Genomic DNA, 21900 nt, shown 5'->3' with positions numbered 1-21900 from the left:
ATGACCGACCAGACGAACGACCGGAAGAACCCGAGCGAGATCCCCGGCGGGCCCGAGGGCCAGGACACGAGCGAGAACATGAGCGAGAAGACACCGCAGGACCCGGACACCACCGAGGTGCTCCCGGCGCAGGCGACCCCGCCGACGCAGCAGATCGTGCTGGGCGACCTCCAGCAGACCCAGCAGGTGCCCGCTGCCTCCGCACCGGAGGGCGAGGTGCACCCCGCCTACGGCGTCGCCGCGGCCCGGGTCGAGGCGGAGGCCCGCGCGGCCGAGGCCCGTTCGGCCGAGGTCCACGACGCCCCCGTGCACGACGACTCCGACCCGCTCGCGGCGCTGCGGGAGCCGGCGCGGTCGACGTCGTCCGCGCCCGAGGCCCCGGCGTCGGGCAGCCCGGCCCCGGCCCAGCCCGTGCCGGGTCAGCCGGGCCAGCCGGGCCAGGCCGTCCAGCCGGCGCCGCCGGCCCAGGCCGCTCCCAAGCGCGGCCCGCGGGTGGGGACGGCGGTGTGGGGCCTGGTCGTGATCGCGGTCGGGCTGGGCATCCTCGCGGTCGCCGCGGGCGTGGTGTTCGACCTGGGCGTGGCCCTGATCGTCCTGCTCGGCGCCGCGGGCGTCATCCTGGTGGCGGGCTCCGTGATCTCCAGCGTCCGACGGCGCTAGGGGGTCCGGGCCAGCCGGCGTAGTGCTCCCCCGATCACGCCCAGGACGATCCCGAGCCCGATCACAAGGGCACAGACCCCGAACGCGACCACCGAGGTGAACAGCGACGCGCGCAGGAACGACGCGTCCATCACGGTGTCGCGGACGGGGTCGTCCTGTGCCAGCTCGGCGTAGGTCGCACCGCCGGAGGCCTCGAGGGCGTGGTGGTTGATGATGTCGGCCTGCGCGTAGGCCGTGAACGGGCCCTGAACCTGCTGACCTGCAAAGACGCCTCCCATGAACGTGGAGTCGTCCGAGACTGTGATCTTCTCCGCCGAGAGCTGGGTCGCGACGAGGATCCACACGGCGATCCCCGCCAGGATCATGACGATCCCCGCGACGATCACGAACACGCCAGCACCCTTGACGCCTCTGGCAGGGACGTTCGTGTAGCTGCTCATGCTGCAACGCTAGGTACGGCTCGCCCGGTGCGCGCGGCGGAGCACCGGGCAGGGCACCCCTCGGTGCGAGGATGACGGGCGTGCGCATCACCCACGTGTCCGACACCTACCTTCCGCTCCTCGGCGGGATCGAGGCCCAGGTGAGCCGCCTGGCCGCCCAGCAGGTCGCGGCCGGGCACGACGTCGAGGTCATCACGACGACGCCCGCCGCCCCCGGCGCCCACGGGGTGAGCACCGCCGTCGAGGACGGCGTCGTCGTGCACCGGGTCGCGGCGCGCGTCCCCGGCGGCTGGCCGGTCCACCCGCGCTCCACCGCCCACGTGACCGCCCGCCTGCGGGCGGCGATCGCCCGGGGCGAGCGGCCCGACGTCGTGCACCTGCACATGGGGGTGCTCGCCCCGACCGTGCAGGCCGCGCTGCGGCCGGTGACCCGGCTGGGGCTGCCCGCCGTGCTGACCGTGCACAGCGTCTGGGGCGGGGCGTCGCGTCTGTTCGCCGCCGCCGACGCCGTGGCCCGCTGGTCCCGCTGGCCCGTGCGCTGGTCGGCGGTCAGCGAGCTGACGGCGGCGCCGCTGCGCCGGCTCGTGCGCACCGACGTGGCGATCCTGCCCAACGGGCTCGACCTCGACGCCTGGCGCGTGCCGCGCACGGAGCGCGCCGACCGGCCCGAGGGCTCCGCCGTCCACGTGGTGGCGGCCGCGCGGTTCGCGCCCCGCAAGCGCATGCTGCCGCTGCTCGCCGCCGTCGCCTCCGCGGTGCGCGCCCTGCCCGACGGCGCCCTGTTCGTCACGCTCGCCGGCGACGGCCCCGAGCGCGCCGCGGCCCGCCGGTTCGTCGCCGAGCACGGCCTGGGCGACGTCGTCTCCCTGCCCGGACGTCTCACCGCGACCGAGCTCAAGCGGCTCTACGCGCGCGCCGACGTGTTCGCGGCGCCCTCCTCCGACGAGGCCTTCGGCATCGCGGCGCTGGAGGCCCAGGCCGCCGGGCTGACCGTGATCGCCCACTCCCGGTCGGGCGTCGCCGAGCGGGTGGTCGACGGTGCGACCGGCCTCCTCGTGCCCGACGACGCCGCATTGACCGCCGCCCTCGTGCGGCTCGCGACCGAGCCGGGACTGCTCGACGGCCTGCTGGCCGCCGCCACGACGCCGCCGTCGGGCATGGACTGGCCGGAGGTCCTGAAGACGACGCACGCCGCCTACACGGAGGCGGCAACCCTCCCGAGCCGCTGACCGGCGCCCGGCCCGAACCGCTGGACGCCGAATCCCGGATCCCTCTCTTCTCCTTTGAGACCTAAGTTTCTTCGCTTTGGGGCGGCTCAAAGACGAGAAAAGTCGGGTCTCGAAGAGAACCCGCCGACCGCGCGACTCCGCACCGCCGTCCGCCCGATCCCCTTCGAGACCTAAGTTTCTTCGCTTTGGAGCGCCCCAAAGCGAAGAAACTTAGGTCTCAAAGGAGAACCCCCGGGGCCACTGCGGCGAGTCCGGGGCCCGCTTGGACCGCGATCCGACGACGGCCCGACGACGGCACGGCCGTCCGCAGCCCGAGAGGGGGTGCGGCCGCACCGGCCCGCCGATAGCCTCCCCGGGTGAGCCCCACCGAACCGGCCGCGACCAGCCCGGTCGAGCCCTTCGCCGTCCGGCACCTCCGGCGTGCGCGTGCCGAGGTGACGCCCTACGCGCGGACCATCGGCATCGTGGCCGTGCTCGCGGCGGTGTGGGGCGTCTGGGCGAGCGGACCGGGCTGGCTCACGCCCGCGTACCTGGTGCTCGCCGTCGTCGGCGCGGCGCTCGGCGTGATCGACGCGCACACGCACCGGCTGCCGAACGCGCTGGTCTTCCCCCTGACCTGGGCGACGGGCGTGCTGCTCGTGGTCGCCGCCCTCGGCACGAGCTCGTGGGCAGACCTGGGCCGGGCGGCGCTGGGCGGGCTCGCGTTCTTCGCCTTCTACCAGGTGCTGTACCTGGTGTCGCCGCGCGGCGGGATCGGGTACGGGGACGTCAAGCTCTCCCTGAGCCTGGGCGCCTTCCTCACGTGGCACTCGTGGACCACGCTCCTGATCGGCGTGTTCGCCACGCATCTGGTGGCCGGCCTCGTGGCCGTGGTCCTGGTGCTCGGTCGGCGCGCGGGGTGGAAGACGGGCATCGCGTTCGGCCCGTACATGCTGCTCGGCACCGCGATCGGGCTGACCTGGGCGCGCCTCGCCGGCTAATCCACATCCGCCTTCATGCCATTAAGCGACCCCAAAAGCCGTTTCCACGAATAAGACCCCATAACCGGTCGATCACGCGATGAAAACTAGTTTTCAGGTATCAGCGACCGGGTGAAATCCTCGCCTATGTATGACCGGCGACAACAGCGTCGCCGGCAGACATGAGGAGCACTCATGAGGTACGCAGACGCAGCGACCCGTAGCTTCCGGACCCGGCTGACCGCCGTCGTCTCGGGGGCGATCGTGCTGGTGGCGCTCGGGGCGGCCGGCCCCGCGGCGGCAGGGACCGGCGACGGCGCGGGCGACGCGGGGGTGCGGACCCAGCAGGTCGCGTCCGCGGCGCCCGTGCTGGTCGAGGACCTGGCAGCGGCCCCGGCCGCCGTCACGGCGACGTACTACTGTGCCGTCGCCGACGGCACCTTCGGCTGCCGGGCCGGCACCCCGGGCACCGGCCTCGTGGTCGCCGAGCTCTACCAGCATGCCGACTTCGGCGGGTGGCGCGTCGTCGTCTTCAACCCGTCCTACTCCGTCGGGTGCAGCGGCGGCACCGGTGACAACGAGGGTGGCGCCAACCTCGGCGCCTACCAGAACGCGGTCAGCTCCGTGAAGACGTACAACAGCTGCGACGTGAAGCTCTTCGACGGGACCGGGAAGACCGGGGCGTCGACCGGGTTCATCGACCGGGACAACAACGTCGGCACCTTCAACGACAAGGCGAGCTCGTTCGCCATCTCCTGATCTTCCCTGCGAGGCGATCAGAAAGAACCGCGGCCCCGCCCCTCGAGTGGGACGGGGCCGCGGGACGTCACTCCCACTCGATGGTGCCCGGCGGCTTGCTCGTCACGTCGAGCACCACGCGGTTGACCTCACGCACCTCGTTGGTGATGCGCGTCGAGATGACCGACAGCACGTCGTACGGCAGGCGCGTCCAGTCCGCCGTCATGGCGTCCTCGGACGAGACCGGGCGCAGCACGATCGGGTGGCCGTAGGTGCGGCCGTCGCCCTGGACGCCCACCGAGCGGACGTCGGCGAGCAGCACCACGGGGCACTGCCAGATCTCGTTGTCCAGGCCGGCCTTGGTCAGCTCCTCGCGGGCGATCGCGTCGGCGCGGCGCAGGATCTCCAGGCGCTCGGCCGTGATCTCGCCGACGATCCGGATGCCCAGGCCGGGCCCGGGGAACGGCTGGCGCGAGACGATCTCCTCGGGCACGCCGAGCTCGCGGCCCACCGCGCGGACCTCGTCCTTGAACAGGGTGCGCAGGGGCTCGACGAGCTCGAAGTCCAGGTCGTCGGGCAGGCCGCCCACGTTGTGGTGGCTCTTGATGTTGGCCGCGCCCTCGCCGCCGCCGGACTCGACGACGTCGGGGTACAGCGTGCCCTGCACCAGGAACTTGACCTCTTCGCCGTGCGCGCCCGCCTCGGCGACGATGTCCCGCTGCGCGTCCTCGAACACGCGGATGAACTCGCGGCCGATGATCTTGCGCTTGGTCTCCGGGTCGCTGACGCCGGCGAGCGCCGTCAGGAAGCGCTCCTTCTCGTCGCGGATGACGAGGTTGACGCCGGTCGAGGCGACGAAGTCGGTCTCGATCTGCTCGACCTCGCCGGCCCGCATGAGGCCGTGGTCCACGTGCACGCAGGTGAGCTGGTCGCCCACGGCCTGCTGCACGAGCGCGGCGGCGACGGCGGAGTCGACGCCGCCGGACAGCGCGCAGATCACGCGGGCGCTGCCGATCTGGGCCTTGATGGCCGCGACCTGGTCGGCGATGACGTTGCCGGGGGTCCAGTCGGGCTTGAGCCCGGCGCCCTCGTACAGGAAGTGCTCCAGCACGGTCTGGCCGTGCGCCGAGTGCCGCACCTCGGGGTGCCACTGCACGCCGAAGAGGCGGCGGCGGGTGTCCTCGAAGGCGGCGACGGGCGAGCCGTCCGACGTCGCGAGCACCTCGAAGCCGACCGGGGCGCGGTGCACGGCGTCGCCGTGGCTCATCCAGGCGGTCTGGTGCTCGGGGGTGTCGGCGAGCAGCACGCCCGAGGAGCAGACCTCGACCTCGGTGCCGCCGAACTCGCTCACCCCGGTCTGCGCGACCTCGCCACCGAGGGCCTGCGCCATGGCCTGGAAGCCGTAGCAGATGCCCATGACCGGCACGCCGGCCTCGAACAGCTTGGGGTCCACGAACGGGGCGCCGGCCGCGTACACGGAGGAGGGCCCGCCGGACAGGATGATGGCCGCGGGGTCCTTGGCGAGCATCTGCTCGACCGTGAACGTGTGCGGCACGATCTCCGAGTACACCTTGGCCTCGCGCACGCGGCGCGCGATCAGCTGGGCGTACTGCGCGCCGAAGTCGACGACGATGACCGGGCGGGGGGTCTGCGGCTGGTTCTCAGGGGCAGTGGACGACACGCGGCAAGTCTAAGTGCCCGACGGCGCCCCGGCGCCCCACGGTTGAGTTACGTCCCGCACGTCGGGCGCCGGGCTCCCCGCGCTCACCACTCGGCGAACGACCCGTCGTCGTGCCGCCAGACCGGGTTGCGCCAGCGGTGCCCCTCGACCGCGCGCTCCCGCACGTAGTCCTCGTTCACCTCGATGCCCAGGCCGGGCCCTTGCGGGATGGCGACGGAGCCGTCCTCGTAGGCGAAGACGCCCGGGTCGACGACGTAGTCCAGCAGGTCGTTCGCCTTGTTGTAGTGGATGCCCAGGCTCTGCTCCTGGATCACCGCGTTGTACGCGACGGCGTCGAGCTGCAGGCAGGCGGCGAGCGCGATCGGGCCGAGCGGGCAGTGCGGCGCGACGGCGATGTCGTACGCCTCGGCCATGGCGGCGATCTTGCGCACCTCGGTGATGCCGCCGGCGTGGGACAGGTCGGGCTGGATGATGTCGACGACGCCCGTGGTGATGACGTTCTTGAAGTCCCACCGGGAGTACAGCCGCTCCCCGAGCGCGATGGGCGTGGTCGAGTTCCGCAGCACGTCGGCGATCCCGTCCACGTGCTCGGACAGCACGGGCTCCTCGACGAACATCAGGTGATAGGGCGCCAGCGCGTCGAGCAGCACGCGCGCCATCGGCCGGTGCACGCGCCCGTGGAAGTCGACGCCGATGCCGATGTTCGGCCCGACGGCGTCGCGCACGGCCGCCACGTTCGCGACGACCTTCTCGACCTTGTCCCGCGAGTCGACGTACTGCAGCTCCTCCGGCCCGTTCATCTTGACGGCCGAGAAGCCGCGCTCGACGGCGTCCTTGGCCTGCGCCGCGGTCTCGGCGGGCCGGTCGCCACCGATCCACGAGTAGACCTTGATCCGGTCGCGCAGCCGGCCGCCGAGCAGGTCGTGCACCGGCACGCCGAGCGCCTTGCCCTTGATGTCCCACAGCGCCTGGTCGATGCCGGCCAGGGCGCTCATGTGGATGCCGCCGCCGCGGTAGAACCCGGAGCGGTACAGCACGGTCCAGTGCTCCTCGATCCGGCGGGGGTCCTTGCCGATCAGGTAGTCGGACAGCTCCTCGACGGCGGCGGCAACGCTCGCCGCGCGGCCCTCCAGGACGGGCTCGCCCCAGCCGACGATGCCCTCGTCGGTCTCGATCTTGAGGAAGAGCCACCGGGGCGGCAGGACGAATGTCGTCATCGACGTGATCTTCACGGCAGGCCTCTCAGTCGTTGCTGTTCTCGTGCCAGATCCGGACGAGGTCGGCGGCCCGCGCCCCGACCGTCTCCGGGGAGTCGCCCGGCCGGTACAGCGAGGTACCGAGGCCGGCGCCGGACGCGCCGGCCCGCGCCCAGTCGGCGAGGTTCCCGGCGTCGACGCCGCCCACCGGGACCAGCGCGGTGCCCGACGGCAGCACGCTCGCCCAGGCCCGCATGCCGCCGATGCCGACGGCGGAGCCGGGGAAGATCTTGATCGCCTGCGCGCCCGCGTCCAGCGCAGCGAAGGCCTCGGTGGGCGTCGCCGCCCCGGGGTAGCTCTCCAGGCCGAGCCGCACCGTCTCGGCGATCACGTCGGGCCGGGTGTTCGGCGAGACGATCAGCGAGGCCCCGGCGTCGGCCGCCCGGCGCACGTCGTCGGGGCTGAGCACGGTGCCGGCCCCGACGCGGCGGTCCGTCGGCCCGGCCGCGCGGATGCGGCGCACGGACTCCAGCGGGTCCGGGGAGTTGAGCGGCACCTCGACGGCGTCGAACCCCGCCTGGAAGGCGGCCTCCGCGACGGCGACGGCGCCGTCGGGCGTGACGCCCCGCAGGATGGCGATCAGGCCGGGGCCGGTGGGTCGGGTGTTCATGCGAGCTGCTCCTCAGGGGTGTCGAGCGAGGCGAGTCCGGCGTCGAGGGCGACCCGCCACAGGCCGTGGGCCGCGGCGTCCTCGCCGACGGCGCGGACCATGACGCCGGACCGTTCCAGCGCGACGCGGTAGCGGTCGGTGGTGGACGGCGAGCCGCACAGGGTGACGACGTCGGCCGGCTCGGCGCGCAGCGCGTGCCGCACCTCGGCGCCGATCAGCAGCCCGGACAGGTAGTCGGCGACCTGGGTACCCGCGAGGCGGTCCGCCAGCACGAGGGTGCGGGCCGTGAACAGCAGCGCCGGCAGGCCGCGCTCGTCGCCCTGCCCGGCCTCGGCCTCCAGCCCCCAGGTAAAGGTGTCCGACGCCGCCGGGCCGGCCTCGCCCTCCGCGAGCCGTCCGAGGATGCTGTCCCGCAGCAGGAGGCCGTAGAGCTCGCCGGTCATGGCGGTGCTGAATCCCGCGACGCAGCCGCCGTCGAGGCGCACCCACTTCGAGTGGGTGCCTGGGAGAACGACGGTCCGACGGCGGTCCGTGCCCGCGTCGCGCTCGTCCGACGTCGCTGCCGCGTCGCGCTCGTCCGACGTCGCGGCCGCGTCGCGGCCGGTCGACGTCGCCGCCAGCGCCCCGACGAGCTGGACCTCCTCGCCCCGTATGACGTCCGGGTGGGCGCCGGTGGCCCGCAGCCCGGGCACGAGGTGGACCACGGAGTCGCCGGCGGGCACCACGGTCAGCCGGTAGGCGAGGCCGCCGAGCTCCGCCGGCACGTCCAGGTAGCCGGCGTCGGCCCAGCCGAGGTTCGACCCCGCCATCCCGGAGCACAGCACGGGGATGCCGGGGTGCTCGTCGAGCCAGGACCGGCACAGCCGGGCGAACGTCGCCTCGAACGCGGCGGCCCGGGCGCGGGCGGAGTCGGCCCGCGCCGACAGCGTGAGCGCGCCGTCCGCCGACCGGACCTCGTCCAGGACCGCACCGGTGCCGTCCAGGAGCCAGGCGCGGAACGTCGTCGTACCCCAGTCCAGGGCCACCAGCGCTGCGTCGCGCCGCGGTGCGTCGTCTGCCATGTCCTGGACGCTAGATCGAGAGTCCCGATAATCCGAACCCCATCCCTATTATCGGGATAGCGTGGGCCGATGACCGCCGCACCCGAATCCGCCGCGCCGCACGCCGCGCCGCCGGGCACGCAGACCCTCGCGCGGGGCATCGCCGTCGTGAACGCCGTCGCCCGGGGCCACACGCGCCTGCGGGAGATCTCGGCGGAGACCGGGGTCGGGCGCAGCACCACGCACCGCCTGCTCCAGCTCCTGCTGTCCACCGGCTACCTGCGCCAGCTCGACGACGGCGCCTACGCGCTGGGCCCCGCCCTGATCGAGCTCGGCTACCAGGCCCTGCAGGAGAACCCGGTGACCGGGGTGGCCGGCCCCGTGCTGCGCGCGCTGGCCGACCGCGTGCACGACACCGTGCACCTCGCGATCGAGGACCGCGGGCAGGTGCTCTACCTCGACAAGATCCCGGGGACGCGCGGGGCGGTGATGCGCTCGCAGATCGGGCACCGCATGCCGCTGACCCGGACGGGCATCGGCAAGGCGCTGCTCCTGGACGAACCGGGGCGCTGGGGCGAGCGGTTCCTCGCCGAGCAGCCCGCCGGCGCGGGGCACGGGCTGGACCGGGACGTGCTCACCGCCGAGGAGTTCGTGCGGGTCATGACGACGTCCGCGGACCGCGGGGTGGCCTTCGACCTGGAGGAGAACGAGCCGGGCATCCTCTGCGTCGCGGCGCCGGTGCGCGACACGTCGGGCGCGATCGTCGCCGCGATCAGCGTCACGGCGACCCGCCCGTACATGCCCCCGGAACGCCTGGAGACCCTGACCCCGGTAGTCCGCGAGGCGGCCTCGAGCATCTCGGCCGCCCTAGGCCACCGCCCTCGTTGAGTGCTGGCTATTTGCGCTCTTCGCGGCCCGGAAGGCGCAAATACCCAGCACTCAACGAGGGGGGTTACTCGTGTTGCCAGCTGTGCCAGAGGCTGGCGTACTCACCGTTCGCCGCGACCAGCTCGTCGTGCGGGCCGATCTCCGTGATGCGGCCGCCGTCGAGCACGGCCACGCGATCGGCGTCGTGCGCCGTGTGCAGCCGGTGCGCGATCGCGACGACCGTGCGCCCGTCGAGCACCGCGTTGAGCGAGCGCTCCAGGTGCCGGGCCGCGCGCGGGTCCAGCAGCGAGGTCGCCTCGTCGAGCACGAGCGTGTGCGGGTCGAGCAGCACGAGCCGCGCGAGCGCGATCTGCTGCGCCTGCGCCGGCGTGAGCTTGTACCCGCCGGAGCCGACCTCGGTGGCGAGGCCCTCCTCCAGCGCCTCCACCCAGCCGTGTGCGTCGACGGCGCGCAGCGCGTCCATCAGCTCGGCGTCGTCGGCCTCGACCTTGGCGAGCCGCAGGTTGTCCGCGAGCGACCCCACGAACACGTGGTGCTCCTGGGTCACGAGCGCCACGTGCTTGCGCAGGTCCTCCAGCGGCAGGTCGACCAGCGGCACGCCGCCGACCTGCACCGAGCCGCCCGTGGGCGGGTGGATGCCGGCGAGCATGCGGCCGAGCGTCGACTTGCCCGACCCGGACGGCCCCACGATCGCGAGCCGCTCCCCCACCTTGAGGTCGAGGTCGATGCCGTGCAGCACGTCCGTGCCCGCCCGGTACGCGTACCGGACGTCGGTGCCGCGCACCTCCTCGTCGTCGGGCTCGGCGTCGCCCGCCGTGCGGTCCATCGGCACCAGCCGGACGCCGATGATGCGCGACAGGGACGTCGCGGCCACCTGGATCTCGTCCAGCCAGAAGATGAGCTCCCAGACCGGGCCCTGGAGCTGGTACGTGTACATGACGATCGTGGCGACCATGCCGATGGTCACGGTGCCCTCGGAGGCCAGGAACCCGCCCCAGACGAGCACCGAGATCGGCGCGATCATGAACGCGAAGTCCACGCCCGGGAACAGCACGGTCCGCAGGTTGAGCGTCCCGCGCTCGGCCTCGAAGGCCTCGCGCAGGTCGTCGTCGCCGCGCGAGGTACGACGGCGGCCGATCTTGAGCGCGTCGATCGTGCGCGCGCCCTCGACGGACTCGGTGACCGTGCCGTCGAGCAGGGCGTACGCCGCGGACTCCCGCTGGTAGGCGGGCGTCGCGCGCTTCAGGTACCAGCGCGCGACCCACACGAGCACCGGCACGCCCACGAACATCGCGACCGCCACCAGCGGCGAGACCACGATGCTGGCCACGGACGTCAGCACGAGCGTGACCACCGCGATGACCAGCCGCGGCACACCGAAGCGCACGGCGTTCTGGATGCGGCTGACGTCGCGCGTGGTCCGCGCGATGAGGTCGCCGGTGCCCGCGGTCTCGACCGTGGACAGCGGCAGCGCCGTGACCGTCTCGACGAACTCCTCGCGCATGTCGGCGAACACCGTCTCGCCGAACACCATGGCGCGGCGCTGCGCGAACCGGGTGATCAGCGACTGCACCAGCACTGCCGCGACGGCAACGAGCACCAGGTTCCGCGCCACCTCCAGGGTGGTCCCGTCGGTCACGGCGTCGACGAGCCTGCCCAGCACGAACGGGCCGACCAGGCCCGCGACGGCAGCCACCGTGTTCGCCACGGTGATGACGATCAGCGGCCTGCGGTGCCGTCCGAGCAGCGTGCGCGTGTACCGCCAGGTCTCGGCGGCGTCGGCGATCGGCAGGATCTTTCCCGTGCTCATGCCTTGCCTCCTTCCCCTGCGTTCGTGGTGCCTGCGTTGGTGCCTGCGTTCGTGTTGCCTGCGTTGGTGGCGCCCAGCAGCTCGTCGAGCTCGGCGTCCAGGTCGTCCTCGTCCATCGAGCGGCCCACGACCTTGCGGTAGCGGGCGGCCTCGCGCCCGCCCGGTGCGCTCGTGGGCAGGTCCAGCAGCTCGCGGTGGGTCCCGTGGGTGACCACGCTGCCGCCGTCCAGGAAGATCACGTCGTCCACGTGGTCAAGCACCAGCGGGCTGGCGGTGACGATCAGCGTGGCCCGGCCCTGGCGCCAGTCCGTGAGCCGCTGCGCGATGCGCGCCTCGGTGTGGGCGTCGACCGCCGAGGTCGGCTCGATGAGCACCAGCACCTCAGGGTCGGTGAGCAGCGCCCGCGCGAGCGCGACCCGCTGCCGCTGACCGCCGGACAGCGAGCGCCCCTTCTCGGGGATCTCGCCCTCGATGCCGTCGGGCAGCGAGTCCAGCACGTCGTGCGCGTCGGCGACGTGCATGGCCCGCAGCAGCGCCTCGGCGTTCGCGGAGTCCCGTACGTCGAGCTCGCCCGCGAGCCGCCCGGAGAACAGGGCCGGGGTCGCGTCGGCGACCACGATCCGTTCCCGCAGCTCCTGCTTGTCGAGGTCGGCCAGCCGGACGCCGCCGAGCGTAACCGGGGTGCCGGTCTCCGCCTCGTCGTCGAACCGGCCCATCCGGATCGCGACCTGTGCCGACTCGTCCGGGTCCGCGCTGACCAGCGCGACGACCCGGCCGGGGCGGAGCGTGACGCCCGTGGTCTCGTCGACCAGCGGCACGCCGGCCGGCGGCATCTCGGCGGTCGGTCCCTCGGCGCCGGTCGCGGGCACGACCTGCAGCACCTTGACGACCTTGCCCGCGGCGACGTGCGCCTTGGTGACCACGTTGACCGACTGCACCAGCAGGTGCACCGGCCAGGACAGGAACGAGGCGTACCCGTAGAACGCGACGAGCTGGCCGGTCGTGATCCGCCCGGCGATGGCCTCGGCCGCGCCCAGGTACACGACGAGCGCGATGAACAGCCCGGGCAGCAGGATCTGCAGGGCGTCCAGCACCGACTGCGTGCCGGCGACCGCGACCCCGGCCTCCCGGACCTTCTGCGACTGCACCTGGTAGCGGCCGGTGAAGACCTTCTCGCCGCCGATCCCGCGCAGGATGCGCAGGCCGGAGACGGTGTCCGCGCCGAGGGTGGTGAGCCGCCCCTGCGCGTCGCGCTGGTTCTTCTGGTGCCTCTGCAGCGGCTTGACCAGCAGCGCGAGGACCGCCGCGACGACCGGCAGGCCGAGCGCGATGACGAGCCCGAGCCGGAGCGACTGGTCGAACATCAGCACCACGACGATGCCGTACGTGGCGACGCTGCCGATGGTCTGCGCGGCGATGCCGAAGACCTCGCCGATGCGCATGGTGTCGTTCGCGACCGACGAGACGACCTCGCCGGTGGGCAGCTCCTTGGTGATGTTGTGCCCCGACCGGGCCACGGTGCGGGTCACGAGCTGTGAGGTACGGAACGCCGCGTGCATCCAGGCGGTGATGTCCCACCGGTGGCCGATGGCGTTCGCGGTGATCCAGACGAGGCCGACGGCGACCATGACCCCGGCCCACGTCCACGTCTCCCGGTCCAGCCCGGAGTCGGTCGCGCTGTCGATGATCTTTCCCAGCAGGAACGGCTGGAACGCGCTGCAGGTGAACCCGACCACGCCGAAGAACACCGCGACGAGCAGCACGCGGATCTGCTTCCGGGCGAGCCACAGGAGCAGGGTGAGCGGACCGCGCAGCGGCGGTGTGCCGGGATCGGCGAAGGGGAGGGGGCGCACGACAACCACCGTACGGAGCACCACTGACATCGAGCCACGCTTTATCCACAGGGTCCCGGCAGGCCCCGTGGACGACATATCCTCGATGCTTGTGAGCACCCCTCAGACCACCCCCGAGATCATCGCCGAGGCGGCGGCCACCGCGATCCGCAAGGCGCGCGGCGCCATGGCCCGCTACCGCTTCATGGCCCTGGTCACCGGCGTCATGCTGCTGATCCTCTGCGTCGAGCTGGGCATCAAGTACGGCCTCGGCGCGGTGACCGACGTCGACGGCGTCATGCCGTTCATCGCGTGGGTGCCGTTCGCCCACGGCTGGATCTACGTGGTGTACCTGGTCACGGTCGCCGACCTGTGGTCCAAGATGCGCTGGGGCTTCGGCCGCCTGGTCACCATGGTGATCGCGGGCGTCATCCCGGTGATGTCGTTCGTGCTGGAGAAGAAGGTGCACGGCGAGGCCGAGGCGAAGCTCGCCGCGCTCGAGGCGCGCTACCTGTCCTGACGCGCTACCTGTCCTGAGAGGGCGACCACCCATGGGCCGCAAGATCGTCGTCGTGGTAGGTGTGCTCGTCGTCCTGGCGGGCCTCGGCTTCCTCAGCACGCGGATCTACGCGTCGATGCAGACGGGCGGCGACGTGCCCGCGCCCGCCGTCGGCTCGTCCGCGCCCGCCGCGACCGCCGACGTCGCGGACCTCGACGGCGAGTGGACCGGGGCCGACGGCTCCGAGGCCGGCTACCGCGTGGACGAGGTGCTCTCCGGGCAGGACGTCACCGTCGTCGGCCGCACCCCGCAGGTGACGGGCACCGGCACGGTGGCCGACGGCGAGCTCACCGCCGCGGGCATCGAGGTCGACCTCGCCAGCATCACCACCGACGAGTCAGCACGGGACGGCCAGTTCCAGGGCATCCTCGACACGCGCACCTTCCCCACGGCGACCTTCGAGCTCACCGGTCCCGTGGACATCGCGGCCGTGGCCGACGGCGAGACCGTCAGCGTGGACGCCCCCGGCACGATGACCATCAAGGGCGTGGCCCAGGAGGTCACGGCCGGCCTGGAGATCCGGCTGGCGGACGACGGCGGCGACGTCGTCGCCGAGCTCGCCGCGACCGTGCCGGTCACCTTCGCCGACTACGGCGTCGAGGCGCCGGACCTGGGCTTCGTCACCGTCGAGGACACGGGCTTCGTCGAGGCCGAGCTCACGCTGACCCACTGACGGTCACGCCGCCGGGAGCCCCGCGATGCCTGTGTCGGCGTCGGTCGGGGCGCCGCCGCGACGCCCGCCGGCCATCTCGTCGCGCACCAGGCGCACCCACAGCAGCACGGCGAAGCCGCCGAACAGCCACCACTGCAGCGCGTAGAAGATGTTCTGCAGGTTGGCGCCCGTGCCGCCGTCGATCGTGGGGCGCGGCAGGGCGGCGACCCCGCCCTCCTCGGGCGATCCCGGACCGGACGTCGCGACGAGGTAGCCCGTGTAGATGGGCCCGCCCCACTCGTTGACCAGCGCGCTCAGGGCGATCTGCTCGGTCTGCCCGTCCACCACGGCGGCGCTGCCCACCGTCGACTCCCCCGCCTGCAGCCAGCCCGTCACGGTGACCTCGCCCTCGGGCAGGGACAGCGCGTCGGCGTCGGCGGGGTCGGCCACCCAGCCCTGGACGAGCGCGAGCACCGGCGGACCGGACAGGTCGGCCCAGGAGGCGCCGCCGGTCCCGTCGTCGGACACGCGGAAGGGGGTCAGGACGAGGTAGCCGACGCGCCCCTCCAGGGCGCGGCCGGGGACCAGGAGCGTGCCGGACGGCTCGAACGCCCCGGTGACCCGGACCTCGCGGCCGACGAGCTCGCCCGGGAAGCTCTCCTGCGGCACGAGCACGTCGCCCAGCCAGGCCGGCCCGGCGGCGACGGCCTCAGCCGCCTCCTGCTGCGCGGCCAGCGCGGCCCGCTCGTAGGCGCGGTCGAGCTGCCAGGCACCCAGCCGCCCGCACACGAACGCCGCCAGCACGAACACGAGCAGCAGTCCGATCATCCGGGGCTGCCTGGCCACCTGGAGAAAGCTGCGGCGCTCGGTGACGGTGTCGACGTCGATCACCTTCGACGGGGATGTGCTGGGGGCACTGACGGGCATAGCCTCAACGGTAACCGCCGCCGGCGGGTCAGCGGCACAGGTCACCGGCACGATCTGTCGGACGCGTCACAGATCACGGGGCCGCGCGGTCGTCTCGCGGGTAGAGCGGTTGTGCGTTCGAATGAACGGGCAGCAGCACCGGCACGGTTCCACAGGCATCCCCAGCAGGAGCGTGAGCGATGACGACGACAACTGTCCCCGACTCCCCGACCACCGGCTGGCGCACCACAGGTGTCGCCGACCCGGCCCCCGCCGACCTGGAGCGGATCGACGCGTGGTGGCGAGCCGCCAACTACCTCTCGGTCGGCCAGATCTACCTCCTGGACAACCCGCTCCTGCGCGAGCCCCTGACCGCGGACCACGTGAAGCCGCGTCTGCTGGGCCACTGGGGCACCACACCGGGGCTGAACTTCCTGTACGCGCACCTGAACCGCGCCATCAAGGAGCGCGAGCAGCAGACCGTCTACGTCACGGGCCCCGGTCACGGCGGCCCCGGGCTGGTCGCCTCCGCGTACCTGGACGGCACGTACTCCGAGGTCTACAGCGACATCACGCAGGACACGGAGGGCGTCAAGCGCCTGTTCCGGCAGTTCTCCTTCCCGGGCGGCATCCCGAGCCACGTCGCGCCGGAGACACCGGGGTCGATCCACGAGGGCGGTGAGCTCGGCTACGCCCTGAGCCACGCGTACGGCGCGGCCTTCGACAACCCGGACCTGCTGGTCGCGGCCGTGGTGGGCGACGGCGAGGCCGAGACCGGCCCGCTGGCCACGTCGTGGCACTCGAACAAGTTCCTCAACCCGGCCCAGGACGGCGTCGTGCTGCCGATCCTGCACCTCAACGGCTACAAGATCGCCAACCCGACGGTCCTGGCGCGCATCTCGCAGCAGGAGCTGAACGACCTCATGGTCGGCTACGGCCACAAGCCGTACTTCTTCGACGGCGGGTACGACGAGAGCGAGTCGCCGCTGGACACGCACCGCCGGTTCGCGACGCTGCTGGACGAGGTGCTCGACGAGATCGCCGCGATCAAGGCGCGGGCGGCGCAGGGCGACCTCACCCGCCCGGCGTGGCCCATGATCGTTTTCCGCACCCCCAAGGGGTGGAGCGGCCCGGCGGAGATCGACGGCAAGAAGACGACGGGGTCGTGGCGCGCGCACCAGGTGCCGCTCGCGAACGCCCGCGACACCGACGAGCACCTCAAGGTCCTGGAGACCTGGCTGCGGTCGTACCGCCCGGAGGAGCTGTTCGACGACGAGGGCCACGTGCTGGCCGACGTCGCCGCGCTGGCGCCGGAGGGCGCGCTGCGGATGAGCGCCAACCCGCACGCGAACGGCGGCCTGCTGCTCAAGGACCTGCGGCTGCCGGACTTCCGCGACTACGCGGTGGACGTGCCCGTGCCCGGCGGTTCGACGTCGGAGGCGCCGCGCGTGCTGGGCCAGTGGCTCACCGACGTGATCCGGCTGAACCCCGACAACTTCCGCATCTTCGGGCCGGACGAGACGGCGTCGAACCGCCTGCAGGCCGTGTACGAGGTGACGGACAAGCAGTGGAACGCCGAGTACATCGGCCCCGAAGTGGACGAGCACATGGCCCGCGCGGGCCGCGTCATGGAGATGCTGAGCGAGCACCAGGTGCAGGGCTGGCTGGAGGGCTACCTCCTGACCGGCCGGCACGGGCTGCTGACCAGCTACGAGGCGTTCATCCACATCGTCGACTCGATGTTCAACCAGCACGCCAAGTGGCTCAAGGTCACCAACCACATCCCGTGGCGGCGGCCCATCGCCTCCCTGAACTACCTGCTGTCGAGCCACGTGTGGCGCCAGGACCACAACGGGTTCAGCCACCAGGACCCGGGGTTCGTCGACCACGTGGTGAACAAGAAGGCCGAGATCGTGCGGGTCTACCTGCCGCCGGACGCCAACACCCTGCTCTCCACGTACGACCACTGCCTGCGCAGCCGGCAGTACGTCAACGTGGTGGTTGCCGGCAAGCAACCCGCGCCGAACTTCCTGGACATGCCCACCGCGATCGAGCACTGCACGCGTGGCCTGGGCATCTGGGAGTGGGCGGGCACGGAGGTGTCCGGCGAGAAGCCCGACGTCGTCCTGGGCTGCGCGGGCGACGTGCCCACCCTGGAGGTGCTCGCCGCGGCCGACATCCTGCGCCAGGAGCTGCCCGGCCTGAAGGTGCGCGTGGTCAACGTCGTGGACCTCATGCGGCTGCAGGACGCCAAGGAGCACCCGCACGGCCTGACCGACTCCGAGTTCGACGGCCTGTTCACGCCCGACCGGCCCGTCGTCTTCGCGTACCACGGCTACCCGTGGCTCATCCACCGCCTCACCTACCGCCGCACGGGTCACGTCAACTGGCACGTGCGCGGGTACAAGGAGGAGGGCACGACGACGACGCCGTTCGACATGGTCATGCTCAACGACCTGGACCGGTACCACCTTGTGATCGATGTCATCGACCGGGTGCCGTCGCTCGGTACGGCCCAGGCCGGGCTGCGCCAGCGCATGCAGGACGCGCGACTTCGTGCGCGTGCATGGACCCGTGAGCACGGCGACGACATCCCCGAAGTGCGCGACTGGGTCTGGCCGGACGCCCAGGACCAGTCCGACGAGGGTCAGGTTGCCGCTACGCTCGACACCGGTGGAGACAACGAGTAGCAGCAAATCCCACGAAGTGAACACGGAGCGACACGTGACCGGCGCAACCCGCAGCATCGTCATCGCGAGCCCGGAGGGCGAGAGCGGAAAGTCGACGGTCGCACTGGGCGTCCTCGACCTGCTGGTCCGCAAGGGCCAGCGGGTCGGCGTCTACCGGCCCGTCTCGCGCGCGAGCGCCACCGAGGAATCGGGCGACGAGCGCGACCACGTGCTGGAGCTCCTCCTGGAGCACGACGGCGTCGACATCGCGTACGACGACGCCGTCGGCGTGACCTACGCCGACCTGCACAACGACCCCGAGGACGCGCTGAGCCGCATCGTGTCCCGGTTCCACGACCTGGCGGCGCGCTGCGACTCGGTGGTGATCCTCGGCACCGACTACACCGACGTCGCCGGGCCCACCGAGCTCTCGTTCAACGCGCGCATCGCCGCGAACCTGGGCGCGCCGGTCCTGCTGGTCGTGTCGGGCCGCGAGCGCACCGCGGACGGTATTCGCGCGCTCGTGGACGTGAGCCTCGCCGAGCTGGCGGCGCACCACGCGCAGGCGGTCGGCCTGGTCGTCAACCGCGCGGACACGCACAGCGCGCGCGAGATCCGGACGACGCTGACCGAGGCGCAGCCCGACCTGCCCGTGTGGACCATCCCCGAGGAGCCGTTCCTGACGGCCCCGACGGTGGGGCAGCTCCTGGAGGCCGTGGACGGCACGCTCGTGCTGGGCGACCCGGAGCTGCTGGGCCGCGAGGCGCTGGACGTGCAGGTGGGGGCCATGAGCTTCGAGCACCTGCTGGAGCGGCTGACCGACGGCGGCGTCGTGATCACGCCGGGCGACCGCACCGACCTGCTCATCGGCCTGCTCGCGACGCACATGACGCCGTCGTTCCCGTCGCTGGCGGGGCTGATCCTGAACGGCGGGTTCTACCCGCAGGGCCGTCCCGCGCAGCTCCTGGAGGCGATGCGCCCCAAGCTGCCGATCATCACCACCGATCTCGGCACGTACCGCACGGCCCGCGCGGCGGCGACGACCCGCGGCCGGGTGGACAAGAACTCGGTGCGCAAGGTCGAGACGGCCCGCGCGCTGTTCGAGCGGAACGTCGACTCCGCCGCGCTCGCCGCGCGCCTCGACCTGCCGCGACCGCAGGTGGTCACGCCGCTGATGTTCGAGTACCAGCTCATCGAGCGGGCGCGGGCCGACCGGCGGCACATCGTGCTCCCGGAGGGCACCGACGACCGCATCCTGCGCGCCGGCTCCACGGTCCTGGCCCGGCAGATCGCGAACCTGACGATCCTGGGCGACGAGGAGCCGATCCGCGCCCGCGCCGCCGAGCTCGGCCTGGACATCGAGGCCGCGCGCGTCCTGTCGCCGCACGACCCCGAGTACGTCGAGAAGTTCGCCACCGAGTACGCACGGCTGCGCGCCCACAAGGGCATGACGGTCGAGCGGGCGCGGGAGATCGTCACCGACGTCTCCTACTTCGGCACGATGATGGTGCACCTCGGGCTCGCCGACGGCATGGTCTCCGGCGCGGCCCACTCGACGGCGCACACCATCCGGCCGTCGTTCGAGATCATCAAGACCAAGCCCGGCACGTCATCGGTGTCCTCGGTGTTCCTCATGTGCCTGGAGGACCGGGTGCTCGTGTACGGCGACTGCGCCGTCATCCCCGACCCGACGTCGGAGGAGCTCGCCGACATCGCCGTCTCCTCGGCCGCCACCGCACGGCAGTTCGGCGTCGAGCCGCGCATCGCGATGCTGTCCTACTCGACGGGCGAGTCCGGCACGGGCGCCGACGTCGACAAGGTGCGCACCGCCACGGGCCTGGTCCGCGAGCGCACGCCCGAGCTCGACGTCGAGGGCCCCATCCAGTACGACGCCGCCGTCGACGCCTCGGTCGCGGCGTCCAAGCTGCCCGGGTCCGACGTCGCCGGGCGCGCCACGGTGTTCGTCTTCCCCGACCTGAACACGGGCAACAACACCTACAAGGCGGTGCAGCGCTCGGCGGGCGCGGTCGCCGTCGGGCCGGTGCTGCAGGGCCTGAACAAGCCGGTCAACGACCTCTCGCGCGGGGCGCTGGTGCAGGACATCGTGAACACCGTGGCGATCACCGCCATCCAGGCGCAGACGTCCTCGCGGGTCGAGCCTGACGCGTCGCGGGTCGAGCCTGTCGAGACCAAGGAGCCGAACGCATGAGCACCGTCCTCGTCCTCAACTCCGGTTCCTCGTCGCTGAAGTACCAGCTCGTCGACCCCGAGTCGGGCGACGCCGTCGCGGGCGGCATGGTCGACCGGATCGGCCAGTCCTCGGGCACGGTCAAGCACGAGACGGGCGGCGAGAAGGTCGTCCGCGACCTCGACGTGCCCGACCACGGCGAGGCGCTGCGCGTGGTCAAGGGCATGTTCGACGAGGTGGGCCCCAAGCTCGCGGACGCCGACGTGATCGCCGTCGGGCATCGCGTCGTCCACGGCGGCGAGATCTTCTCGGCGCCCACCCTGGTCGACGACGACGTCGTGGCCGGCATCCGGGACCTCATCCCGCTGGCGCCGCTGCACAACCCGGCCAACGTGACCGGCATCGAGGTGGCGCGCGAGCTGCTGCACGTGCCGCACGTCGCGGTGTTCGACACCGCGTTCTTCGCATCGCTTCCGGCCGCCGCCTCGACCTACGCGCTGGACCGCAAGATCGCCGCGGAGCACGGGGTGCGGCGGTACGGCTTCCACGGCACGTCACACCAGTTCGTGTCGACGGCGGTCGCCGCGCACCCCGCCGTCGTCGCCAAGCTCGCGGCCGAGGGGCGCGGGCCCGAGACGCTGCGGCAGGTGGTGCTCCACCTGGGCAACGGCGCGTCGGCGTCGGCGGTCCTGGGCGGGAGGCCCGTGGACACCTCGATGGGCCTGACGCCGCTCGAAGGGCTGGTCATGGGCACGCGCTCCGGCGACGTCGACCCCGGCGTCGTCTTCCACCTGATGCGCGGCGGGCTGTCCGGCGCCGACGTCGACACGCTGCTCAACAAGAAGTCCGGCGTGCTGGGCCTGTCCGGCGTGAGCGATATGCGCGAGCTGCGCGGGCTCGTCGCCGCGGGCGACGCCGACGCGCGCCTGGCCCGCGACGTCTACCTGCACCGGCTGCGCAAGTACGTGGGCGCGTACGCGGCGGTGCTCGGCGGCATCGACGTGCTGACGTTCACCGCGGGGGTCGGCGAGAACGACTACACCATCCGGTCCGGCGTGGTGCGGGACCTGGGGTTCCTGGGGCTTGCGATCGACCCGGCGGCCAACGAGGCGCCGTCGGGCGAGGCGCGGGTGATCTCGGCCTCGCCGCTGGTCGAGCCTGTCGAGACCTCGCCAGTCGGGACCCCCCTCGTCATGGTCGTCCCCACCAACGAGGAGCTGGCGATCGCGCGGTTCGCCGCGGACCTGGTCGCGGCCGACTAGGCCTCGCTCGTCCGGTTCTCGGGCCTCGGGCTCTTCCCGCCAGGAACGACCGGGGGAAGCCCGAGGTGCGCGCGCAGCGCCGTCGTCGCCTCGCCCAGGACGTCGAGCTGCTCGTCGGTGAACGCGTCGACGAAGATCTCCTTGATCGCCTGGAGGTGCGGGACGGTGCTCGCGTGGAACGCGCGCGCGCCCTCCTCGGTGAGCACGACCTGCGACCCACGGGCGTCCTCGGCGCACGGCTCGCGCCGCACCAGCCCGCGCTTCTCCATGCGGCCCAGGTGGCCGGACAGCCGGCTGCGCTCCCACTCGATGTGCGCGGCGAGCGTGGACGAACGGAGTGTGTGGTCCTCCGCCTCGCTCAGCGCGAGCAGCACCCGGTAGTCGCCGGTGGAGAGCTGCGAGTCGCGGTGCAGGCGCGTCTCGACGCGGTTGCGCAGGATGTCGTAGGTCTCGATGTGCCCCCGCCAGATGTCGAGCTCGCGGCGCGTGGGAATCCTGCGGCGCTTCGACGTCGTCATCGA

At 72.5% G+C, this 21900-nt stretch carries 19 protein-coding genes; 10 read left to right on the top strand and 9 right to left on the bottom strand.

The features are described 5' to 3' along the window. On the top strand, positions 1 to 660 hold the full coding sequence (locus tag FHX71_RS27530; RefSeq protein ID WP_182620639.1) for a hypothetical protein: 660 nt from the start codon (positions 1 to 3) through the stop codon (positions 658 to 660). On the opposite strand, the gene FHX71_RS27525 is transcribed toward FHX71_RS27530, so the two are convergent. Beyond that, positions 657 to 1100, bottom strand: coding sequence for an aromatic ring-opening dioxygenase LigA (locus FHX71_RS27525; RefSeq protein ID WP_182620638.1), 444 nt, complete (start codon positions 1098 to 1100; stop codon positions 657 to 659). The genes FHX71_RS27530 and FHX71_RS27525 overlap by 4 nt on opposite strands. Positions 1101 to 1171: 71 nt before the next feature. Between FHX71_RS27525 and FHX71_RS27520 the strand changes: the two genes are divergently transcribed. The 3 genes from FHX71_RS27520 to FHX71_RS27510 all read left to right on the top strand — a co-directional run bounded on the left by FHX71_RS27520 (position 1172) and on the right by FHX71_RS27510 (position 4047). Further along, complete coding sequence (locus tag FHX71_RS27520; protein WP_220490498.1) at positions 1172 to 2329, top strand: glycosyltransferase family 4 protein; 1158 nt, start codon at positions 1172 to 1174, stop codon at positions 2327 to 2329. A gap of 356 nt (positions 2330 to 2685) precedes the next feature. Beyond that, a complete protein-coding gene (locus FHX71_RS29590; RefSeq protein WP_182620636.1) occupies positions 2686 to 3309 on the top strand; it encodes a prepilin peptidase in 624 nt (207 codons plus the stop codon). A 174-nt stretch (positions 3310 to 3483) separates the two neighbouring features. Beyond that, the gene (locus FHX71_RS27510; protein ID WP_182620635.1) at positions 3484 to 4047 is read left to right on the top strand and encodes a hypothetical protein; all 564 of its coding nucleotides are present in this window, start codon (positions 3484 to 3486) and stop codon (positions 4045 to 4047) included. A gap of 67 nt (positions 4048 to 4114) precedes the next feature. Here FHX71_RS27510 and guaA read toward each other — a convergent pair whose 3' ends face one another. From guaA to FHX71_RS27490, 4 genes are all read right to left on the bottom strand, one after another. Then, positions 4115 to 5707 (bottom strand): glutamine-hydrolyzing GMP synthase, encoded by a 1593-nt coding sequence (gene guaA / locus FHX71_RS27505; RefSeq protein WP_182620634.1) that lies wholly within the window; start codon positions 5705 to 5707, stop codon positions 4115 to 4117. An 83-nt stretch (positions 5708 to 5790) separates the two neighbouring features. After that, positions 5791 to 6924: a galactonate dehydratase gene (gene dgoD, locus FHX71_RS27500; protein ID WP_220490497.1), complete on the bottom strand. Its 1134-nt coding sequence runs from the start codon at positions 6922 to 6924 to the stop codon at positions 5791 to 5793. Between the two features lie 25 nt (positions 6925 to 6949). Next, the gene (locus FHX71_RS27495; protein ID WP_182620632.1) at positions 6950 to 7573 is read right to left on the bottom strand and encodes a 2-dehydro-3-deoxy-6-phosphogalactonate aldolase; all 624 of its coding nucleotides are present in this window, start codon (positions 7571 to 7573) and stop codon (positions 6950 to 6952) included. Further along, complete coding sequence (locus tag FHX71_RS27490; RefSeq protein WP_182620631.1) at positions 7570 to 8634, bottom strand: 2-dehydro-3-deoxygalactonokinase; 1065 nt, start codon at positions 8632 to 8634, stop codon at positions 7570 to 7572. The genes FHX71_RS27495 and FHX71_RS27490 overlap by 4 nt, the downstream gene beginning before the upstream one ends. Positions 8635 to 8703: 69 nt before the next feature. On the opposite strand from FHX71_RS27490, the gene FHX71_RS27485 reads away from it, so the two are divergent. Further along, on the top strand, positions 8704 to 9501 hold the full coding sequence (locus tag FHX71_RS27485) for an IclR family transcriptional regulator (protein ID WP_182620630.1): 798 nt from the start codon (positions 8704 to 8706) through the stop codon (positions 9499 to 9501). A gap of 64 nt (positions 9502 to 9565) precedes the next feature. Here FHX71_RS27485 and FHX71_RS27480 read toward each other — a convergent pair whose 3' ends face one another. Together FHX71_RS27480 and FHX71_RS27475 are read right to left on the bottom strand one after the other, a co-directional pair. Further along, positions 9566 to 11311 carry an ABC transporter ATP-binding protein gene (locus FHX71_RS27480; protein ID WP_182620629.1) on the bottom strand — a complete coding sequence of 582 codons (1746 nt, stop codon included), beginning with the start codon at positions 11309 to 11311 and terminating at the stop codon, positions 9566 to 9568. Further along, positions 11308 to 13194 carry an ABC transporter ATP-binding protein gene (locus tag FHX71_RS27475; protein ID WP_220490496.1) on the bottom strand — a complete coding sequence of 629 codons (1887 nt, stop codon included), beginning with the start codon at positions 13192 to 13194 and terminating at the stop codon, positions 11308 to 11310. The genes FHX71_RS27480 and FHX71_RS27475 overlap by 4 nt, the downstream gene beginning before the upstream one ends. Positions 13195 to 13249: 55 nt before the next feature. Between FHX71_RS27475 and FHX71_RS27470 the strand changes: the two genes are divergently transcribed. Both FHX71_RS27470 and FHX71_RS27465 read left to right on the top strand, forming a co-directional pair. After that, the gene (locus FHX71_RS27470) at positions 13250 to 13663 is read left to right on the top strand and encodes a DUF3817 domain-containing protein (RefSeq protein ID WP_182620628.1); all 414 of its coding nucleotides are present in this window, start codon (positions 13250 to 13252) and stop codon (positions 13661 to 13663) included. Between the two features lie 31 nt (positions 13664 to 13694). Continuing rightward, positions 13695 to 14375 carry a YceI family protein gene (locus FHX71_RS27465; protein ID WP_182620627.1) on the top strand — a complete coding sequence of 227 codons (681 nt, stop codon included), beginning with the start codon at positions 13695 to 13697 and terminating at the stop codon, positions 14373 to 14375. A 3-nt stretch (positions 14376 to 14378) separates the two neighbouring features. On the opposite strand, the gene FHX71_RS27460 is transcribed toward FHX71_RS27465, so the two are convergent. Beyond that, positions 14379 to 15281, bottom strand: coding sequence for an SURF1 family protein (locus FHX71_RS27460; RefSeq protein ID WP_220490495.1), 903 nt, complete (start codon positions 15279 to 15281; stop codon positions 14379 to 14381). A 179-nt stretch (positions 15282 to 15460) separates the two neighbouring features. Here FHX71_RS27460 and FHX71_RS27455 point away from each other — a divergent pair, with 179 nt between their 5' ends. The 3 genes from FHX71_RS27455 to FHX71_RS27445 are packed head-to-tail and all read left to right on the top strand — an operon-like array spanning position 15461 to position 21379. Next, a complete protein-coding gene (locus FHX71_RS27455) occupies positions 15461 to 17950 on the top strand; it encodes a phosphoketolase family protein (protein WP_182620626.1) in 2490 nt (829 codons plus the stop codon). Positions 17951 to 17984: 34 nt separating this feature from the next. Then, a complete protein-coding gene (gene pta / locus FHX71_RS27450) occupies positions 17985 to 20138 on the top strand; it encodes a phosphate acetyltransferase (RefSeq protein ID WP_312877240.1) in 2154 nt (717 codons plus the stop codon). Continuing rightward, complete coding sequence (locus tag FHX71_RS27445; RefSeq protein ID WP_182620624.1) at positions 20135 to 21379, top strand: acetate/propionate family kinase; 1245 nt, start codon at positions 20135 to 20137, stop codon at positions 21377 to 21379. Before pta ends, FHX71_RS27445 begins: the two co-directional genes overlap by 4 nt. Here FHX71_RS27445 and FHX71_RS27440 read toward each other — a convergent pair. Beyond that, on the bottom strand, positions 21376 to 21897 hold the full coding sequence (locus FHX71_RS27440; RefSeq protein ID WP_182620623.1) for a MarR family winged helix-turn-helix transcriptional regulator: 522 nt from the start codon (positions 21895 to 21897) through the stop codon (positions 21376 to 21378). The genes FHX71_RS27445 and FHX71_RS27440 overlap by 4 nt on opposite strands. Positions 21898 to 21900 lie beyond the last annotated feature (3 nt).

The organism is Promicromonospora sukumoe, from assembly GCF_014137995.1.
Classification (GTDB): Bacteria; Actinomycetota; Actinomycetes; order Actinomycetales; family Cellulomonadaceae; genus Promicromonospora; species Promicromonospora sukumoe.
Note: the sequence above shows the minus strand (reverse complement) of the source record. Positions and strands in the feature narration are given on the sequence as shown.